Origin of the sequence: Streptococcus toyakuensis (assembly GCF_024346585.1) — a bacterium.
Taxonomy (GTDB): Bacteria; Bacillota; Bacilli; order Lactobacillales; family Streptococcaceae; genus Streptococcus; species Streptococcus toyakuensis.
The window spans coordinates 645056-665561 of sequence record NZ_AP024523.1 but is presented as its reverse complement, the minus strand read 5'-3'; the positions used below and the strand labels follow the sequence as shown (position 1 = coordinate 665561).

11 protein-coding genes and 1 tRNA gene are annotated in these 20506 nt (G+C 40.1%); all 12 read right to left on the bottom strand.

Annotated features, from left to right (window positions below; translation table 11 throughout):
• Window positions 1–670: 670 nt before the first annotated feature.
• A tRNA-Thr gene (locus STYK_RS03520) sits at window positions 671–743 on the bottom strand.
• Window positions 744–843: 100 nt separating this feature from the next.
• Window positions 844–1629 carry an ABC transporter permease gene (locus tag STYK_RS03515; RefSeq protein WP_173235024.1) on the bottom strand — a complete coding sequence of 262 codons (786 nt, stop codon included), beginning with the start codon at window positions 1627–1629 and terminating at the stop codon, window positions 844–846.
• A 1-nt stretch (window position 1630) separates the two neighbouring features.
• Window positions 1631–2449 (bottom strand): ABC transporter permease, encoded by an 819-nt coding sequence (locus tag STYK_RS03510; protein ID WP_173283037.1) that lies wholly within the window; start codon window positions 2447–2449, stop codon window positions 1631–1633.
• Window position 2450: 1 nt separating this feature from the next.
• Entirely contained in the window at window positions 2451–3443 is a 993-nt protein-coding gene (locus STYK_RS03505) for an ABC transporter ATP-binding protein (RefSeq protein ID WP_261805250.1), read from the bottom strand.
• A 283-nt stretch (window positions 3444–3726) separates the two neighbouring features.
• Complete coding sequence (locus STYK_RS03500; RefSeq protein WP_004255734.1) at window positions 3727–4608, bottom strand: class II fructose-bisphosphate aldolase; 882 nt, start codon at window positions 4606–4608, stop codon at window positions 3727–3729.
• 140 nt (window positions 4609–4748) lie between these two features.
• Entirely contained in the window at window positions 4749–6077 is a 1329-nt protein-coding gene (vncS, locus tag STYK_RS03495; RefSeq protein ID WP_261805249.1) for a sensor histidine kinase VncS, read from the bottom strand.
• The gene (gene vncR / locus STYK_RS03490) at window positions 6074–6730 is read right to left on the bottom strand and encodes a response regulator transcription factor VncR (protein WP_261805248.1); all 657 of its coding nucleotides are present in this window, start codon (window positions 6728–6730) and stop codon (window positions 6074–6076) included. Before vncR ends, vncS begins: the two co-directional genes overlap by 4 nt.
• Before the next feature lie 228 nt (window positions 6731–6958).
• The gene (locus tag STYK_RS03485) at window positions 6959–10456 is read right to left on the bottom strand and encodes a hypothetical protein (protein ID WP_261805247.1); all 3498 of its coding nucleotides are present in this window, start codon (window positions 10454–10456) and stop codon (window positions 6959–6961) included.
• A 356-nt stretch (window positions 10457–10812) separates the two neighbouring features.
• A complete protein-coding gene (vex3, locus tag STYK_RS03480) occupies window positions 10813–12192 on the bottom strand; it encodes an ABC transporter permease subunit Vex3 (protein ID WP_050390140.1) in 1380 nt (459 codons plus the stop codon).
• 55 nt (window positions 12193–12247) lie between these two features.
• Window positions 12248–12895: an ABC transporter ATP-binding subunit Vex2 gene (gene vex2 / locus STYK_RS03475; protein ID WP_000173751.1), complete on the bottom strand. Its 648-nt coding sequence runs from the start codon at window positions 12893–12895 to the stop codon at window positions 12248–12250.
• Window positions 12896–12907: 12 nt separating this feature from the next.
• Window positions 12908–14185, bottom strand: a complete 1278-nt coding sequence (locus tag STYK_RS03470; protein ID WP_261805246.1) for an ABC transporter permease — start codon at window positions 14183–14185, stop codon at window positions 12908–12910.
• Between the two features lie 167 nt (window positions 14186–14352).
• Window positions 14353–20460: an SIALI-17 repeat-containing surface protein gene (locus tag STYK_RS03465; protein WP_261805376.1), complete on the bottom strand. Its 6108-nt coding sequence runs from the start codon at window positions 20458–20460 to the stop codon at window positions 14353–14355.
• Between the last annotated feature and the right edge of the window lie 46 nt (window positions 20461–20506).

The window sequence follows — 20506 nt, the reverse complement described above, 5'->3', positions numbered from 1 at the left end:
GAAATAGGGTAGTACATTTATATATAATTGTTAGCTCTCCATAAAAATAGTATATCATTTTAAAAATTTAAGTCAAGAAAAATTAAGGCTGGTTAATTTTATTTTTAACGCATGTTAATAAATGATGCAAAAGTTTCGTACTTAACGGGGATACATTATAAGCACATTCATACCATCAAAAATAGTAGCAATCAAATTGAACCACTACCAAAATCACAAAGTCAAACATCATTGATGAAATATCAGCGCTATTAAACAATATAAATAACCGCTAAGAATAAGGCTTAACGGTTATTTATACATATCTATTTTTTCAAATCTTCAGTCATATGTTCACCTGTGACCTAGGCTTTACGAGTGCCTTGCTCTAGCAACTAATACTCAATGAAAATCAAAAAGCAAACTAGGAAACTAGCCGTAGGCTGCTCAAAACACTGTTTTGAGGTTGCAGATAAGACTGACGAAGTCAGTCACATATAAACGGCAAGGTGAAGCTGACTTTGTTTGAAGAGATTTTCGAAGAGTATGAATACTCACGTCCCTTACAACAATCATTATAGCAGAGGAGTTTCTCAAGAACAAGTTCTTTTGCCTATCTGGTCTCTATATCAGTCTAAGTGGTCTGATTTTCTTTAAAAAGAAAAAGAAGCCTGATGAGACTTCTTCACTTTGCCGATTGCAGGGATCGAACCTGTGACCTAGGCTTTACGAGTGCCTTGCTCTACCAACTGAGCTAAATCGGCTATTACACTTACAGTATAGCACTCTGAGAATAGATGTCAAGGAATTTTCATCTCTATTAGAAAAAGCCTGTCTTGAGACAAGGCTTTGAGTTTCTTCATCTTAGGACCCAGCACTTTCGTAAGAATCCAAGCCCCTGTCCCATAGTTTCAAGGAAATAGCAAAGAAAGCGAGGGAAATCAACATCAAACCTCCGATGTTAAAGATTACACCCTTGTCCTGCAAGAAATAGCTGGCAGGATAGTAGGCCGTAAAGGCAAAAGGTACAATAAAACTGATTAACCACCGAAGAAGAGAATTGTAAATCGAAATCGGGTACTTGGCAAAATCATTGAACATATAGAAGATGTAAATCATGGCGCCTGACTGTTTGGTCCAAAAAGCGATACTAGCTGTCGCGATTTTAAGAGAAGTATAAATCAAGGTCGCAAAAGGAATACAAACTAGGAAAAGCAGGAATTTTGGAAGAGTCCAAGCAATGCTGCTCATGGTTGTTCCCAATAAAATTCCACCAACCAAAAGTTCGCCCAAGGCATCAATCTGAAAGGTCTCAACTAGGATGTGAAAGAGAGGATTGATAGGACGAGTCAGATACTTGTCAAACTCCCCTTTTCTCACCAAACGCTGTCCCAGAGCCCAGAGATTATCAAAAAAGAGATGGTCCAGCCCCTTGGGAATCAAGGAAAATCCATAGATAAAAGCAATCTCTTGAAAAGTCCAACCTTCTAGGGATGGTATGTGTTGAAAGATGACATTGAGAAACAAGAGATTTAAACCTTGAGTTAAAAAAACTCCCAGAACACCAACTACAAAATCCACCTTGTATTCCATAATTTGTTTGATGTACTGTCTGATAAAAATCAGATGCATGCGTTGATATTTTTTCATACTAACCTCCCTGAATGGTAATGAATGACTGGACTCGTTTCCAAATCAACTGAGACAAGCCCACCATCACTAAGAGCCAGAAGAACTGCAAAAGGAGTGCCTGAAGCATCTGATTAGCATCGTATTTCCCAACAATGATCATGACCGGAGTGTAGATCAAAGATGAGAAAGGCAAGAAGGACAGAATATCTGCAACAACCTTTGGAAAGAAAGCCAAGGGAATCAAACTTCCAGACATAAAAGCCACTATGGAAGTCTTAAGTAGATTGGAACCCCATAGATTTTTAAACACAAAGGCAGAAAATCCAAAGCAGATATTAAAGAAAAAGTTGATTAGGTAAGCTAGCGTTAAGCTAAAGAGATAAAGGACAGTTAAACCCAACACCTCTACAATGCCTTGACCAGATATGATTTTCATTAAAACAATGACACTTAAAAATGGAAGGCCAACGCTGATAAAAATCAACCACTTGGATCCAAGCTCGGTGAAAAGGTAAGAGGCCGCAAAATGCACTGGTCTCAACAATCGCATGATAATGGAACCATCCTTGACCTCCTCCCCGATCATAAAGGACGAATCTGACCTAGTCAGAAGATTTGTCACAAAACTCATGATGATGTAGAGGGTGATATCTGCCATACTAAAGCCCTGAATCAAAGACTCCTGGGAGGAATCAAAGACTGCCTTCCAGAGATAAAAGGCCACAAAAGCCCCCATGACATCCCCAATCCGATAAAGAATAAAGTTGACTCGATAGGTGATCAATTCCTGAACACCTGCATTGATAAAGGGTTTATAACGTCTCCACAATTTGACCATCTTAGAGCTCCTTTCGGTAGAAGCGACGGATAATGTCCTCGATATCCGTATCCACCATCTTCAAATCGCGGATTTCAAAATCAGACAGGGTTTGCTTAATAATATCAGCTGATTGGTAGCGAGAACTATCGAATTCAATGTTGAGGCTATTCCCCTGTCTATCAATAATCATATCAGGCAAGCCTTCATAGTGAGAAGCGAGATGACTTTGCCCTGGCACCAATTCAAAGGATAGAGTCTTCATCTTGCCAAAGGTCTCCTTGAGCTGACTCACCGTTCCATCAAAAATCTCCTGCCCCTTGTCAATCATGAAAATCCGATTACAGAGCTGCTCAATATCACTCAGATCGTGAGTCGTCAAAAGAATGGTTGTTTCTTCTTCCTGATTGATTTGGGTAATGGCCCGACGAATGTTATCCTTGACCGAAACATCCAAACCAATGGTCGGCTCATCTAAAAAGAGAACCTTGGGATTGTGAAGCAAGGAAGCTGCAATGTCCGCCCGCATGCGCTGCCCTAGTGAAAGAGTCCGCACGGGATCCTTGATAAAGTCCTTCAAATCCAAGACTTCATTTAAAAAATCCATGCGCTTGTGGAAGAGCGAATCCGGCACATCGTAAATCTCTTTTAACACCGTGTAGGTCTCTTGCAGAGCCAAATCCCACCATAGCTGGGTACGTTGTCCAAAGACAACTCCAATATCCTTGACATAATCTTGGCGATTGTCTTGCGGAATTTTGCCGTTAATCCGACAAAAACCAGATGTCGGTTTCAAAATTCCTGTCAGCATTTTAATGGTTGTCGACTTCCCAGCACCATTGGCCCCAATAAAGCCTAAAATTTGTCCTTTTGGAACCTCAAAGGTCAAATCCTTGACCGCTTCAAAGGTCTGCTTTTCAGGATGAATAAAGGAGCGCAAAGCCCCCTTTAACCCCGGTTCTTTTACTGTCTTCACAAAATTTTTATGAAGATGTTCCACTTCTATCATTGCCATAAATCTCTCCCTAGCGCAAGGAATAGCAACATTGTGTTTTTGACTACAAACATTCTAAATCCTTACTTTCTACACCTTCTACATTTTATTACTACAGAAGGTTTTATACCAACCTATTATAGTCCAATAAAAACCAGAATGCAAGCGTTTGCCTAAAGTTTATGGAATTGAAAATTTTTCTCTTAAAATAATACTTTTAATCAAAAATTATGGTTTTATTGTTTCCTTAAAACGCCAAAAAACCCACCCAATGGGCAGGTTTTATCTGTATTGTTCAGCTAGATTAAGCTTTACCTTCTGAACCGAATACGTCGATACGTTCTTCAACTGATGCTTGGATAGCTTTTACACCGTCAGCCAAGAATTTACGTGGGTCGAAGAGTTTTTTCTTGTCGTATTCTGCTTCGTTTGCTTCGTAGTCACGAGCAAATTTACGAGTTGCGTTAGCGAATGCGATTTGGCATTCTGTGTTAACGTTAACTTTCGCAACACCAAGTTTGATAGCTTCTTGGATTTGCTCATCAGGAATACCTGAACCACCATGCAATACGATTGGGAATCCTGGAACAGCTTCAGTCAATTTTTGCAAGTGATCAAGGTGAAGACCTTTCCAGTTTTCTGGGTAAGGACCGTGGATGTTACCGATACCAGCTGCCAAGAAGTCGATACCTGTTTCAACCATTGCTTTAGCGTCTTCGATTGGAGCCAATTCACCATCACCGATGATTCCGTCTTCTTCACCACCGATAGTACCAACTTCAGCTTCTACTGATACACCATTTGCATGAGCAAATTCTACAACTTTACGAGCTTTGTCAAGGTTTTCTTCAACTGGAAGGTGTGAACCATCAAACATAACTGAAGTATAACCAACTCGGATACACTCAAGTGCATCTTCGTAGTGACCGTGGTCAAGGTGGATAGCTACTGGTACAGTGATACCCATTGATTCAACAAGGTTAGCGATCAAGTTGCGAGCAACTTTGTAACCACCCATGTATTTAGCAGCACCCATTGAAGTTTGGATCAAAACTGGAGCTTTTTTAGCTTCTGCTGCGCGCAAGATAGCTTGAGTCCACTCAAGGTTGTTTGTGTTAAATCCACCAACTGCATAACCGTTGTCACGAGCTGCTTGGACAAATTTTTCTGCTGAAACGATTGCCATTTTATCAGGCCTCCTGTATATTTTTATGGGTCATCCCATTTACATTGTTCATTTTATCACTTTTTGACAAAAAAATCTAGTTTTTCCCGCAGTTTCGATTGAATTTCTTCTAGCTTCATCTATGTAAACCCTTTCTCTGCCTAGTCTTGGGCAACTTTTGGAAAAGCTATGAAGAAGGTTAAGCGGTTCTCTTGCATTTCGAACCGGTAAGGTAATTTTTCATGTTCTAATAAACTTTTAACAACAAAGAGCCCCATCCCCGACCCCTTAGCCTTGCGACTAGCATTGTCAGAAAAAGACTGAGCCAGTCTTTCTTGTTCTTCAGGACTACAGCTATTCTCGATAAAAAGTTCCCCTTCTCTTTCGCCAATGCGAACCAAGCCACCTGGAACAGAATGCTTGATAGCATTGCTGATGAGATTAGATAGGATTAACTTCATCACAGATGGATTTAGATAAGCCTGCTGGTGGTTCAAACTATTGTCAATCTGAAGTTCTCTCTCCTTGGCTAGCAAGACATAATCTTTGACTAGAGTCTGCGTCATCTGGAGGAGATCTATTGTTTTCCTATCATCTCGTAATTCCTGCACAGAAGAGAGAGAAAGTATCTGGAGAACGTGGTGATTGAGCTCATCCACAATTCCTAAGGCTACTCCCAGATAGTGGTCTCTATCCTTATAACGACCGACATTTTCTTTCATGTTTTCGATCAGGATTTTTAAACTAGCCAGCGGTGTTTTCAGTTCATGAGAAGCCCCTCGTAGAAATTCGACCTTCATCTTTTCCAGCTGGAGAATAGCTTCATTCTTGTCATGCAAGTCCGCAATGACAGTCAAGAGATGCTGGTAGAGGCTGTTGATTTGTTCCTTGAGATCACCAATCTCGTCCCTAGAATCCACGCGCAATCGTACTTGAGCATCCAGTTCCATCATTCTACGAGTCACCCGCTTGATTTCCAAAATCGGAGCAACGATAGTCCGAGCATAGATATAGGCCACCAAGAGGGAAATCAGAAAGGATGCCAAAAGGGTATAGGGCAGAAATTGAAGACTAATCTGCTCTGCTTCCTTTTGCAAATCCATGGAGGCCAGAAACTGGAGAGTCATGCTTCCACCGTCTTGTGTTTTCACCTCGCGCTCCTCAATAAAGAGGGAGGTGGTTTGGCGGTCTGTATCCAAAGGAAGACTGTCCTTAACCTCCAACTTGTCCTCGGTCATCTCGCCCTTAACGGCCCCCTTGATATCACTAGTCTGGGAATACAAGTCTAATACTTGCTCGATGCTCTGCCTATCCTTACCTTCTAGGGACTGGGCAATAGCTGTCGCTTTCTGGCCAATGGTTTCCTGACGATGGCTCAGATAAGTCGAGGGAAAGAGAAAATAAATGGCTAAATGAAGGCAAATAACCAGAACACTAAAAATCGAGAAGGTGTAGATAAATATCTTTGTAAATAAACCTGTTCGTTTCATTTTCGCTCCAATTTATAACCAACATTGCGCACAGTGAGGATGCAGTCCAAATCTAGCTTTTTCCGCAATTCCTTGATATAGACATCAATGACACGGTCAAAGGGAACCTCATCTGTCGCTTTCCAGACCGCATCGATTATCTGAGATCGAGTCAAGGCCCGTCCTTCATTTTTCACCAAATAATCAAGAATTTCCAACTCTTTAGCATTGATGGCTACTTCCTCACCTGCTAGGCTTGCACTGTAGCTTTCAAAATCCACTTTGGTATCCTTATAGGAGAAGATTCGCCCCGTATCATAGTAGCGCTTGAAAATCGCATCTACCCTCACTTTTAAGAGGGAGAGGGAGAAGGGCTTTTCCAGATAGCCATCTGCTAGCGAAGCAAAGGCACTCATCTTGTATTCCTCATCCTGAAAGGCTGTTAACATCAAGACAGGGACTTGGCTGGTTTTACGAATCTCAGCTAGGACTTCTAGGCCGTTGAGCTTGGGCATCTGGATATCCAGTAAAACCAAGGCTACCTCATAGCTAGAAAATTGCTCGAGAGCTTCCTGACCGTCCGCTGCCTCAATGGTTTCATAACCACAATCCGTCAAATAATCACTGACCCCCTCACGGATCATCTCTTCATCTTCTACAATTAAAATTTTCATACTTTAACTGCTCTCTATTTTTTATTTTTCTTAGAATAACTACCTACTCTACTTTTATTATAGCCTCTTACTGGCCTTTTGTCTGTAAGCAACTGACCACTAGATAAAACAAAGAGAGCCTATCGCTCTCTCTGCTTGCATTTCACTCCCTGTGGAATGAAAGTTATTTGGTTTTTGAACTAGTAGGACTTTTTTTAAGGCTGTAGTCCTTACTGATTGTGTCTTAGCTTATTTTGTAAACTCTACAACATAATCATAGCCTTTTTCTGTTTTCGCCCCAAAGTAGAAATCATTTACTTTATATCCACGATTTTCCACCTTAGCAATTTTAGCTTTGATTGCTTCTTTTACTTCTTCTTCACTAGCATTTTTTGGAAGTTTGATAGTAGTCTCTCCATCTACATCCAATGCACCAGCTATACCTGGGAGAGTTTTTAGGTTGAAGTAAATGTTAACATTCACAGTTTCTTTTGCTTCTGTTGATCTCTTAGCCCTTCTTTGAACTAATGGAGCTTTTCTAAAGCCTGTAGTTCCTACTGGTTGCGTTTTGGCTTCTTTTGTGAATTCTACAACATAGTCATAGCTATCTCCACCTTCAATGATTTGATCTAAGTCTGTTTTTGACGTAACTGTAAAGCCTTGTTTTTTAAGTTTCTCGATTTGGGCTTTTGTTTTTTCTTCAACAACTCGTTTTAATTCCTCTTTAGATGTCTCTCCAGAGAAAGTAAGCACATTTTCGCCACCTAATTCTCCTAATGCTCCAGCTATATCTTTAAGAGATGTTAAATTATAGTAGACATTTATGTATTTAGTTTTATTAGACAAATCTCTTTTTACAACTTTTTTAGCTCTTACTTGAACTTTTGGTGCAATTCTAAAACCTGTAGTTCCTGTAGCTTGCTTAGTGAAAGTGACTACGTAGTCATAATGAGTTGCATCTTGATGAGTATACTCAACGAATATATCTTCCGAAAATTGATATCCTCTTTTAGCTAATTCTGATTTTTTGGCATCTATTTTTTCTTTAATCAGTGATTTGACTTTTTCCCCAGAAGCATCTTTTGGAATCTCAATATCATTTTTTTCACCAGGGTCACCGAAGAATCCTGGAATATCTTTCATACCATCAAAATTATAATAAATAGAGACTGTGTTTTGAGGTTCCTCAATACTTCTACGACGACGAGTTACTCGAGGTTGGTAAGTTCCTGCACTTCGGAAACCTGAGTTACTAGTTGCAGAACTGTCTGACGTTGCCGCAGGTTGTGTTTGTGATGAAGATGGCTGAGAAGATGGATTGCTAGAAGTTAGTGCGCTATTAGGAACTGTACTGTTTGCATCTATAGTTGTACCTCCAGTATGACTTTCAACAGGTCTGTTAAAATCAGTTTTTGGATATTCAACATTTGGTACATCAATAGTTCTTAAATCTTCTTCATATTTATCGACAACTTTCGCTTGTTCTTCAGAACTACTTGCTTTCTCTAACTCTTTTATTGCTTTTTCGGTAAATTTATTTACTTTTTCTATAGCAGCTTTCTTATCTTCAGCTGATAAGGAACTACCCTTAATTTCCGAAAGTTTATTCTCTTTATGCGAATCTAAAGCTTCCAAATTTCCTGCTTCTGCTGTTGTTCCTGCTTCTGAAGTTCCTGCTTCTGCTGTTGTTCCTGCTTCTGCTGTTGTTCCTGCTTCTGAAGTTTCTGCTTCTGAAGTTCCTGCTTCTGCTGTTGTTCCTGCTTCTGCTGTTGTTCCTGCTTCTGCTGTTGTTCCTGCTTCTGCTGTTGTTCCTGCTTCTGAAGTTTCTGCTTCTGCTGTTGTTCCTGCTTCTGCTGTTGTTCCTGCTTCTGAAGTTTCTGCTTCTGCTGTTGTTCCTGCTTCTGCTGTTGTTCCTGCTTCTGCTGTTGTTCCTGCTTCTGAAGTTTCTGCTTCTGCTGTTGTTCCTGCTTCTGAAGTTCCTGCTTCTGAAGTTTCTGCTTCTGAAGTTTCTGCTTCTGCTGTTGTTCCTACTTCTGAAGTTCCTGCTTCTGCTGTTGTTCCTACTTCTGAAGTTCCTGCTTCTGAAGTTCCTGCTTCTGAAGTTCCTGCTTCTGCTGTTGTTCCTGCTTCTGAAGTTCCTGCTTCTGCTGTTGTTCCTGCTTCTGAAGTTTCTGCTTCTGAAGTTCCTGCTTCTGAAGTTTCTGCTTCTGAAGTTTCTGCTTCTGCTGTTGTTCCTACTTCTGAAGTTCCTGCTTCTGCTGTTGTTCCTGCTTCTGAAGTTCCTGCTTCTGCTGTTGTTCCTGCTTCTGAAGTTCCTGCTTCTGCTGTTGTTCCTGCTTCTGAAGTTCCTGCTTCTGCTGTTGTTCCTGCTTCTGCTGTTGTTCCTGCTTCTGAAGTTTCTGCTTCTGAAGTTCCTGCTTCTGCTGTTGTTCCTGCTTCTGCTGTTGTTCCTGCTTCTGCTGTTGTTCCTGCTTCTGCTGTTGTTCCTGCTTCTGAAGTTTCTGCTTCTGCTGTTGTTCCTGCTTCTGCTGTTGTTCCTGCTTCTGAAGTTTCTGCTTCTGCTGTTGTTCCTGCTTCTGCTGTTGTTCCTGCTTCTGCTGTTGTTCCTGCTTCTGAAGTTTCTGCTTCTGCTGTTGTTCCTGCTTCTGAAGTTCCTGCTTCTGAAGTTTCTGCTTCTGAAGTTTCTGCTTCTGCTGTTGTTCCTACTTCTGAAGTTCCTGCTTCTGCTGTTGTTCCTACTTCTGAAGTTCCTGCTTCTGAAGTTCCTGCTTCTGAAGTTCCTGCTTCTGCTGTTGTTCCTGCTTCTGAAGTTCCTGCTTCTGCTGTTGTTCCTGCTTCTGAAGTTTCTGCTTCTGAAGTTCCTGCTTCTGAAGTTTCTGCTTCTGAAGTTTCTGCTTCTGCTGTTGTTCCTACTTCTGAAGTTCCTGCTTCTGCTGTTGTTCCTGCTTCTGAAGTTCCTGCTTCTGCTGTTGTTCCTGCTTCTGAAGTTCCTGCTTCTGCTGTTGTTCCTGCTTCTGAAGTTTCTGCTTCTGCTGTTGTTCCTGCTTCTGCTGTTGTTCCTGCTTCTGAAGTTCCTGCTTCTGCTGTTGTTCCTGCTTCTGCTGTTGTTCCTGCTTCTGAAGTTCCTGCTTCTGCTGTTGTTCCTGCTTCTGAAGTTCCTGCTTCTGCTGGTGTCACTGGCTCTTCCGCTTTCGGCGCTACTGGTGCTGATACAGGCTGATAGACTGGGCTATAGTTCACAGTCATTTTTTCAACTTTCTCAGTGACATCTGTTAATTCAAAGGTAACAGCTTTTGTTTCTTGGTCTTTCTTGAGCAAGACTTCATAAGTACGAACTTCGCCACTTGCACCGCTTTCTTTGATGACAATCTTGTGTTTTGTGACTGTATCTGAAACCGTTTCAGCTTCAGTAAAGTACAATTCATTGTGCGGTAAGAATAAATTCTTGCCTGAAGCTTGATTCATTTCTTGGAGTACATCTACAGGGATATTGCTTGCTTCGCTGATAACACTTAATGTATCTCCCCACTTAATGACATACTTAAATAAATCACCTTCTTTTTGAAGGTCAGCTTTCACTTCCTCAACTGTTCTGGCTACCCAGACGCCATCTTGTTCACTGGCTGACACAGTTGGAGCTAAAAAGCCCAGACCCAGTAGAATCACACCTGTCGCAACAATTGCACCAGTTCTCAATTTTCTAAAACCACGGAGGGACAAGCTTCCTCTAACATTTGTTTGTCTCATAATGTTTATTTTTCCTCACTATTCTATATTTTCCAAAGTAGACCCTGCCTAGGTCTACTAGCCTATGTTTGCGATATGGATAGGCTTCTACAGATTTATCTATCTATTTTCAAGATAAGATTTCTATAGATTTTTATGCACAATTCCATATATAAGTTGTGAAATTCCTTTCTAATAAATTCCATAGCTTTAGTATATCATATTTAAACACTAAAGTACAAAGAAAGCGATTGAAAGCAATGATTTTCACCACTGCTTTCGGCTCTATTTTGTATTGTTAAATATCCATTCTCTATCCACCATTCTGGAATAGAAAAACAAGATGTAGTTTTTATTCCAGAATAATTTTTTCAGACTTATTCACCATCAAGTAAGAGTTCTTTTGGTTGTTTTCTAAGGAGATTGCTTGAAGCAAGCGCCATAACGAGAACCACTAGAACTAAAGCAAGGACAAAGACGATGATAAAGTCTGATGTCTGAATGGAAATATCTAGGCTTGACAAGGTCTTGTTAAAGCCATCTACTTCTGCACCACCACCAAGGTTAGAGGCTTGAGCCGCCTTGCTAGCCTGTTTGGCAACACCTGAAGTCACATTGGCAAGGACAGTGTTTCCAATTGCACGGGCAGTGTAATTAGCTAAGAAGTAAGCAGAAACAAGAGCAGGAATGGCAATCAAGATGGATTCAGTGATGAATTGCCCCAAGATACTTGCCTGCTTGAGACCGATAGAGAGGAGAATTCCCACTTCCTTGCGACGGGCATTGATCCAAAGGCTGAGCAAGAGGGCAAGGAGAAGGACTGAAAAGCTCAAGCTACCCCAGAAGAGGAGGTTGGCCATCTTGTACATACCAGAGATGGATTGCTCAAGAGCTGGGTAGTTTGAGGAGCTCTTCACCAGTGTATAGCTCTTCCAGTTGATACCGCTGATACCATTCAACTCTTTCATAACATCATCCAAGTTCTTGTCCGCTGTTACAAAGAAGGTTGCGTCCCCATAAATAGCTGTGTCTTCTGTGTATCCATAAAGTTTTGCAGCAGTGTGAATGTCTGTAATAGCTGTATTTTCATAGAGTTCTTGTGAGTAAGTCACTGCCGACTTATTGTGACCATCAAAGAGTCCCTTGATTGTCACTTCAACTGTTTCCTTGGCACCTTTTTCATTGTCTGCATCATAGATATTAGAGTCTAGTTTGACCTTATCTCCGACTTTCCAGCCGTGTTTAGCTGCCAAGTCCTTGTGCATGAGGATCTTGTCTTTGTCATCGTTGGTTAGGTGCTCACCTTCGACCAGCTTATAAGAACCAGAGACAAACTTATCTTCTTTAGAGGAATCATTGACACCTGTAATCATCAAGCTACTTCCAAAATGTTTAGCACGATCAGGTGTTAGATTCTTCTTGGTTTCTGGCGTTTCGATGAGTTCATATCCAGTCAAATCTCCGATAGCATTGATACGTTTAACATAAGACTCGATGGCCTTATTTTCGGTGATTTTTTTGATGTCCTCACCCTTAATATTCCCAGCACCACGTGGTGTTCCTTGATTGACGCGACGATTGATTTGCATGGAGAAACTGTTGGTGATATTTTTAAAGGTCTCCTGAGAAGCCTTGGCAGTAGCTCCCTTGATCGACAAGCCGACCAAACTCAAGCTCGCCATGAGGAGAATAATCAGGAAGATAACAATCGATTTGAAAAACTTCCTTGTAACATAGGCAAATGCGTTGTGTAACATAGGTTCCCTTTCTAGATGTTGTTCTATTTTATAGTTCTAACAGAAAAAGCTCGTATTATTTCGTAGTATTGCGAGTTTCAGTAAGTTTCTTATCTTTCAACTCAAGTGTAATATCTGACGCTTGTGCCACTTCTTTACTGTGGGTTACGACAATGACACATTTACCTGTTTTCTGGGCAAGTGATTTGAGCAGTTCGACAATATCTCCAGCAGTTTTAGGATCCAGATTTCCTGTTGGCTCATCAGCTAGAATTACTGGCGCTTCTGATACTAAACTACGAGCAATGGCAACACGTTGTTGTTGACCGCCTGATAACTGGAGAACATTCCGCTTGATCTGACTTTCATCCAAACCAAGCTCAAGAAGTGTATCCTTGCTTGCCTTTTTGTTGACCAAGCGGATATTTTCCAGTGGAGAAAGATAATCTATCAAATTATAATTTTGAAAGACCAGGGAAATATGATGCATGCGATGATAAGAATAGCCTTTCTTTCGAATGTCCTCTCCTTGGAAAAGGATCGAACCTTCAACAGGACTATCTAAACCAGCTAGTAGGGATAAGAGAGTGGATTTTCCTGCTCCTGACTCCCCAATAATACTGTAAAATTTCCCAGGTTCAAAATTATAATTGATCTGATATAGGACTGCTTCAGCAGTGTTCTTATAACGGTAGGTAACATCTTGTAATTGTAATAAAGTCATGATTTCTCCTTCTTAACTAATAGATGATAAAATTTCTTTCGGCGATTTTCTAAATAAGAATAGGAAACAAAAGGCTACTGACAAGCAACTAATCAAGAACAGAAAGACATAGGATTCTGCAAAAGATAGGATGCTGGTTGATAAACCGCTTGCTTTGGCTAGTGTGTCTTGTAAGGCTGTCTGATCTCCACTTTCTAGTAGTGTTTGGAGTAGGTAAGTTGTGATAGCGTTTCCTGCAACAAATGCTGGAAGCAAGGCACCGAGAGATACCAAAACTACCTCTAAACAGAACTGTAGGAAGATTGAGCTCTTTCCTTTTCCAAGTGCAAGTAAAATTCCCACCTCGTAGACCCGTTCTCTCAACCAGAGAGACAAGACCAGAATTAAGGCTCCTGCTCCTGCTATCAACATCCCATAAAGGAAAATGGTCAGAAAGGTTTGGAAGGTTGCTACTGAGTCTTTGATTTGTTCAAAGGCCTTGTTTTCCTTCTCGACTTGGTAGCCTTGATTTTCCAAGGACAAGTTTTCCACCTGCTTCATAAGTCCGTCCATTTCCTTAGGATTTTCTACATAGAAGCGAGCTGCACTGACTAGAGGTTCACCATTCCCCAAAAGGCTTTGACTACTTTCATAGTCTGTAAAGACCTGGTTTTCACTGAAGTCAGAAGACAAGCCTGTGAATTTCTCTTGTTTTTTACCAGAAAAGATTCCGACAATCTCAAACTCTACTGTTTGCCCTTTTCCAGCTTCGGACTGTCCAGCATCCAAACCAATCTTGTCATGAATCGAAAGACTATTCTTCTTAGCCAGCTCTTCGTGGATCAGGATTTTCTTGGAATCCCCTTTTTGAAGGTGTCGACCTTCTTTTAGATTGAAGGCCGAGCTGGTGAAGGTCACATTCTTAGATGAATCTTCAAGAGCCGTTAAACTAACTAAGTTCTTGTCCGCAGCTGACAAATCATCACGCTCCACGCTCTGCTCGCCACTGACCGCTTCCTTGTCTTTTAATTTTGCGACCGTCTCGAGTTCAGGAGAAATATTTTCCAGTCCCTTAATCTTACTAACGGATGCTAGGTCTGACAACTTGAAAGTCTGACCATTTTCTATCTTCTTAATAGAAAAAGATGTGTTGAGTGATTTGTAAAGATTGGTTTCCACTGTTTTGTTAGACTTCATCAGCGTCAAACAGGCTGAAATTCCGCCCAATAGGACAAATAAAATCAGAAATAAAATAAAACTTCTCAGTCGTTTTCTGCTGACATAAGCCCAAGCTCTTTGGATTGGATTCATTTGTCACCTCCATATTTGTAAGACTATTATAAAATCCAAATATGAAATGTTTATGAAATACGAAAAAAAGAACTAGAATTCTCACAAATGAGTGATTTTCTAGTTCTTTTTGATTTACAAAGACTTTATGCAGGGAAAGCTACTAAGGATCAGATGAGATCATCTATTTAAGCTTCCTCTTCATCGTCTTTTTTCTTTTTGGCAAATAGCAAACCAAATGCGCCAAGAAGAGATAGAACTCCGAATGCACCTGTAGCACGGTCTTCTTGTGTACCAGTATTTGGCAATACTGCTTGCGGTTGAGAAACTGATGGATCAGTTTCTGACACTTCATTCGGCAATTGAGCAGGTACTTCAACTGTTTGACTTGGTTGCTCAGCCTGATGAGTAGCTGGCACCTCAGCAGGGGTAGCAGTATCTGGTCTACGATTTGTATCGGCAGATGGCGTAGTTGGTCTTTGTTGATCGTCACCTGTTGGTCTAACTGGACTCACTTTTCTGAAGATATGAGTTACAACATCACCTTTAGTTTCTGTTCTTACAAATACATAACCTTCAATTTCACCATGTTCAAATGCTTCATTCGCTTCACCTAATACCGTTGGAGCCTTAGCATCCGCAGGTTTCAACTCATTGCCATTTTCATCAATCCATTTAGTGATGAATAACTTAACTTTTGGTAATTCTGCTGGATCTGGAAGTTCACCATTTACTCCACCTGTGAAGTCTGGTAATTCTGGTTGAATTTCTGGTTCACCGTTTGTTCCACCATTGAACTCTGGCAATTCTTCTTGTCTTTCTGGCTCTCCATTTACTCCACCGTTAAATTCAGGGATATCTACAACTGGAGGAGCAATGGTTGTCACTAATTCTTCAGAAATTTCATGACTAGTATTTGTCTTAGGATCTGTGATTGTTACTTTGCCTGTTGGTTCAACAACTACTGTTTTACCAGGGTTAGCTTTTTCCACTGATTCTTTAACTTTATCTTGTTCCTCTTTAGTTAAGTTACCAAATGATTCTACAGGTACTTTCGTTTCTGGTAATCCTACAACTGTAATTTTAACAGTTGCTTCTTCGCTACTGTCATCAGTATATGTTACTTTCACTCTAACATTTCCTGATTCATCTGGAATTGGATCTAACACTTCTTTCGATTTAATGTTTTCTCCTGTTACCGCACCTTTCACATCTTCGTTTGTGTGTTTTGGCTGTTGATCGTGACGTGTTAATTCTGAAACCGTTGGATCTCCTTGGGTTGCTTTACTTGGAGTCACTTTAATTGGTACTGTAACTGTTTCGCTACTGTCATCAGTATATGTTACTTTCACTCTAACATTTCCTGATTCATCTGGAATTGGATCTAACACTTCTTTCGATTTAATGTTTTCTCCTGTTACCGCACCTTTCACATCTTCGTTTGTGTGTTTTGGCTGTTGATCGTGACGTGTTAAGTTTGTTACTTGTGGTGTATACTTCGCTGCTTGTGTTCTAACCTTGAAAACGACACGATAAGGGTTTGAAGCAACATTATCTCTACTTCCTGATTTTTCCCTAATATTATTTTCTGCAGCGTCCATGGCTGAAACGTAACGAGTTGCAATTACATCTCCATCATTCCACAGTGTATTTGCAGATTTTTCTCTATTTAATGTACCAGTAACTGTTAATGTATATGGTGCATTAGTTATTGTATCGCCATTTCGTATAACTTTATTATAAGTGATACCATAATTCCCAAGATCTGTTACTTGTGCTCCTTGATCAAAGAATACTGCTTCTAATAACTTCTTAGAATTATCATTAACAGTCGCAACTTCTACATTTGTTGTTTCTGTTGGCGTAATATATACTACACGATCCCCTGTAGAATCTATCACAGTATTTTTAAATTCAATTTCCGGTAAAACTGCATCTCCATTACCTGCTTTACCTGTTACTGGATTACTTTGAACATTACCTGTTCCATCTGTTGTAAGAGCCTTAGCTGTAACTGTTGTACCATCTTTTACAACACGGTCTTTTAATCTAAACACACCTGTTGTTGGATCGACTGTTAACGGTGCATCTGCACCAAATTCCCATACTCCTCTGTCGTTCTTCTTAGCTGTATATGTTACTACTGTAGAGTCGGCTTGTTTTGTGAAGGTTACACTAACTTTATCTACATTTGTTTGATTTGTTGGTGTAATTTCTACATCACCATTATCTTTTGCAGCTACCGTTGGAGCTGTTGGTTTGACCTCAAAGATAATTTGTTTTGTCAAATAAGGACGACCTGCAATTCCAGATATATCTTCACCTTTCAAATTCGTTGAAGCTACTGGCGCACCTGCTACAGATTTCTCTCCTATAGGATAATAAGCTGCAGCAGTCACTGTATATTTACCAGGTTTATCAAAACTCAATGTATTTCTTATAGTTCCATCCGCTAGAATATATCTAAAAATCATTCCTTGAGGGAACATATCTGCTTTGTTTATTCCATCCGTAACAGTTAAATAGTGATTCGCATCAACACTTGTTTGATTTAAATCCAAAGTGTCTGAATGAGTATTTTCATTGATAGCTTTTCCTCGAGTTTCAAACGCCAGGTCAAGAACTTTAACTTTGAACTTAACAGTTTTTGTATTACCTCTATCTACGTTACCAGAAGCATCATCAGATACCTTCAAGTTAACATTGTAGACACCAAGTCGTGCAGTTGTTGCAACCTTACCACTAATATTTACCGTTGCTTCATGCCCTTCCGTCGCACTAGTTTTCTTGATAGCAGACTTACCTTCAAGACTAAGTCCATCAGGCAATCCACTCTCCACTTTGAGATTCACGATACCCCTTGATTCATTATCAAAAACTTTGATAGTATCAGTAAAGCTTGCCCCTCTATAGATAGTTATCTCCGGAGCGTTGGACTCACTCTCAGTTAAGATAGTCCCTCCATTTCCAGTCCCTAGTTTGACTGTAGGCGCGACATTATCTGTTACATTAAAGGTTACAGGGATTGTTTTAGCTATTGGTCCGTAAATCGTATATTCATCATTGCCGATTGTCTTTTTAAAAGGTCCACCATTCGGAAAGATTACTTGCGCATTATAATTTGTTATTCTTCCTGCTTCGCCTAGTTTTTCGGTATTTTCTGGTAAAGTTAAAGTATTCGTTACCCACTTAAATGCCATACCTTTAGGGAAGTAATCATCTCCTTCTGCATTACCAATAGTAGCCTTCGCAAATCTATGAGCATTTCCTATAGTATCCCCAACCAATTTATTTTCAGTAGTATTTTTACCTTGCACATCCGCAACAATATATTTGAATTTATAATCTATACTTTTGCCTTGATGGTTAACTACAGTTACTGTTGCAGTACCTTCACCCAAACGAGTATCAGAATCTACAACATTATTTGCTGAAATGGTATACTCTGAACCATGAGCCATATTCGTTCTTGGCTGATCTCCACCATTTACTTTATTAAACCACACTCCTTTAGGAATGCCTGAAGCTTTCAATGAATTAACTTGTTTGCCATCATTTTCAACACGGAAAGTTGGATTAAAGACTGCTCCACGATAAATAATGAATCGATTATCATCAGCATTGGTTGTTAATTTTTTACCATTGAGTTTTACGGTTGGTGCTTCGACAGCAACAAGTTTTTCATTCTCATTTACAGGGTCAGATTCTACTGTTCTATGAGTGTTACCATCATAATCTACATAAGCATCCGTTTTGATAACCGTTCGAACATAGTATTTACCTTGTTTTATTTCAATGTTTTCAAATGAGGCTACTCCATTTTTACCCGATACAACCTCTGCAACCACCTCTGGTTCTGCTCCACCATAGTCTCTATAGAGCGTCAAAGGAATACCTTCTTTATTCGTCCTAGCAGATATATTCTGTCTTTCTCCAATAAATTTCAATGTCTGGTTGAACGTCGGTTTTTCAGCTTTGGTAACAAAATTAAATGTTCCACTATCTTCAGAACCATCACTAAATCTACGTGTATAGGTATAAGTATGCAGACCTGGTTTACTTCCCGCATCTAAACCTAATTGCTCTTTACTTATACGATTACCATCTTTAAAAAATGTAAATGTTTGCCCTTTAGAATTTGCTTTTCGCTTACCCTCTTCAATATTATAACCTTTATATTCTACATAGGAAGTAAAATCTATGGCATGTATTGTAGGTCTAGGATTGCCTGCATCTTCTGAATAAGAAACCAGACCATCTAAATGACGAACATCATCAAGATTCCGATTCTGTCCACCGTAAATTCCTCCCTCTACATGATCAGAGTATGGAAAAGCTTTATTATAATATTTATCTTGGTTAATGAAGAAAGTTCCATTCTCTTTCAACTTCATTGGAAATTCATAGGTACCGTCTGTTTCACTTTGCGTACGAGCATACCATTGATTTACTAGAACACGATGGCGTTTTGTATACGAGTCGACCGGAGCTCTCACTCCTTTAAATCCAGCGGCGTATACCAAATCAGCTAAATTGTTATCTCCTGTAGTTTGAAAAGTGAGTGTATATTTAAAGTTATTATCTGGTTGTTCAAAATAATAAAGAGTCCCCCCTTTCTTCTTTATTAAATCAAACTTTTGATTTGATAATATTTGCTCACTACCATTTTCAAGTTCTCGTTTATAAAACCCTTTATCTGTTAAGGCATCAACGCTTTCTCTAGCTAAACCTTCTAAATCATTCGTATTATAAGCATTAGCTACTAGTCTCCCCGGCCGAAATACTCCCTTAAAGTTATCTCCCTTATGAACCCTTCCAAGTCCTGCTCTAGCTAGTGTTGACTCAATTGTATCATTTCCGGATGAATACGATGTAGTTCCTTCAGGTTTAAATACATCTACAGTCGCTGAATGAGGTTTATAAGTTTGACCTTTGGGTATTGTAAACCAATAACTATCATTTGTTAATCCTTGGAATTTACCTGCATTAACAGTAATCTCCCATAAGAAACCATCCCTAGTAGCCGTCACACGAGCACGAATATATTTTTCTGCTTCACTAACATTTACATGCGAATAGCCAGCAGTCTGTGTTGGATTGTCACTATGGAATATATAGGTATATCTAGGATATGGACTAACACCTTGTTTTCCATCTTCATAATAATATTCTTTAGAATCAACAAATCGTTTTCCGGCTTCACGTGAGATAGCGCTACGGGAAACTCTGCGTAATCTAATCCCATTACTATTTATCTCATTTTCTCTTCCAGTTAACACTCCTTCGATGAGGTCTCGAGATTTTTTAAGATCTACCAGGGCAGCATCAAAAGCATCTTGGCTGATAGTCTCTCCCCTAGAGAAAGCTTCATTAAACTTATCTGCCGCAGCTTTAACAGTCTGTATTTTACTTTCTTCAACTCCCTCTTTTTGAAGTCGTTTATAGATAAATTCCAACTCATCTTTTAGTTTATAGGCTCCATCACCCTGATTAGTATAGGTTGGAAGTTCTTGTCGACTAGGATTTTCACTAGATTCAGTTTTTTCTGAGTTGCCTCCAGTTTCTGGGCTAGTCTGGTCTACAGCTGGTGTAGCTTGACTCAGATCGCCTTTTTTACGACGCTTTCCTCTACTTCCTTGATTGGTCACAGCCCCCTCTGGAGCAGCAAGTCCATGATTTGTCAAACCTGCTTTTTCTAAAACTGAAGGAGTTGAAACTTGAGGTGACAAAGCTTCCTTGACCCGACGAATCAGGTCTTCCATGAGTTTGACTTGCTCATCAACCTGCTCTTGCGTCGCTTTTGGATTCTCTAAAACTGCCTTAGCCTTTGCGAGAGCTTCTTCGACTTCAGTGTGGAGAGCCTTCATGGAGTCTAGGGTTAGATTTGCCAACAAAGCTTCTAGGGTTCCTTGGATCGATTGGGCTGCACTTGTGTCGGCTACCGGAGCTAATCCTTTATCGTCTATCTTAGTCTCAGGCTGAGAACTTTTAACTTCAGCTTCTGACTCTTCTCGACTTCCTTCTTCAGCTTTAGCTTTTGGAGCACTAGATTCTCCTGCTGATTTGAGCCCAACTGGCTGTTCAACTACTGCCGTTTTCTCAGGGCTTTCCTCATCTGAGCCCTGCGGATCCCTATCCGAATTTCCAGAAGGTCCAGCAACTACATCGCTAGCTGTTACTGGAGATACGGCAGGAGTCTGAGCTTGAGCAGCTACTCCATTCGCAAAGAACATCAGAGTCGCCACCGCAACACTGGCAGCACCAAAATGGTATTTCCTTATTGAATAACGGTAAATTTTTTCACCATTATCCCTATGTTTTTTCCAAACATAAGCATGTCAT

What these genes read in the sequence shown, in the direction of transcription:
- vex3 (WP_050390140.1), bottom strand. Translation starts at nt 12,192, where the DNA reads ATGTTACACAACGCATTTGCCTATGTTACAAGGAAGTTTTTCAAATCG.
- STYK_RS03510 (WP_173283037.1), bottom strand. Translation starts at nt 2,449, where the DNA reads ATGGTCAAATTGTGGAGACGTTATAAACCCTTTATCAATGCAGGTGTT.
- vncR (WP_261805248.1), bottom strand. Translation starts at nt 6,730, where the DNA reads ATGAAAATTTTAATTGTAGAAGATGAAGAGATGATCCGTGAGGGGGTC.
- STYK_RS03500 (WP_004255734.1), bottom strand. Translation starts at nt 4,608, where the DNA reads ATGGCAATCGTTTCAGCAGAAAAATTTGTCCAAGCAGCTCGTGACAAC.
- vex2 (WP_000173751.1), bottom strand. Translation starts at nt 12,895, where the DNA reads ATGACTTTATTACAATTACAAGATGTTACCTACCGTTATAAGAACACT.
- STYK_RS03505 (WP_261805250.1), bottom strand. Translation starts at nt 3,443, where the DNA reads ATGGCAATGATAGAAGTGGAACATCTTCATAAAAATTTTGTGAAGACA.
- STYK_RS03470 (WP_261805246.1), bottom strand. Translation starts at nt 14,185, where the DNA reads ATGAATCCAATCCAAAGAGCTTGGGCTTATGTCAGCAGAAAACGACTG.
- STYK_RS03515 (WP_173235024.1), bottom strand. Translation starts at nt 1,629, where the DNA reads ATGAAAAAATATCAACGCATGCATCTGATTTTTATCAGACAGTACATC.
- vncS (WP_261805249.1), bottom strand. Translation starts at nt 6,077, where the DNA reads ATGAAACGAACAGGTTTATTTACAAAGATATTTATCTACACCTTCTCG.
- STYK_RS03485 (WP_261805247.1), bottom strand. Translation starts at nt 10,456, where the DNA reads ATGAGACAAACAAATGTTAGAGGAAGCTTGTCCCTCCGTGGTTTTAGA.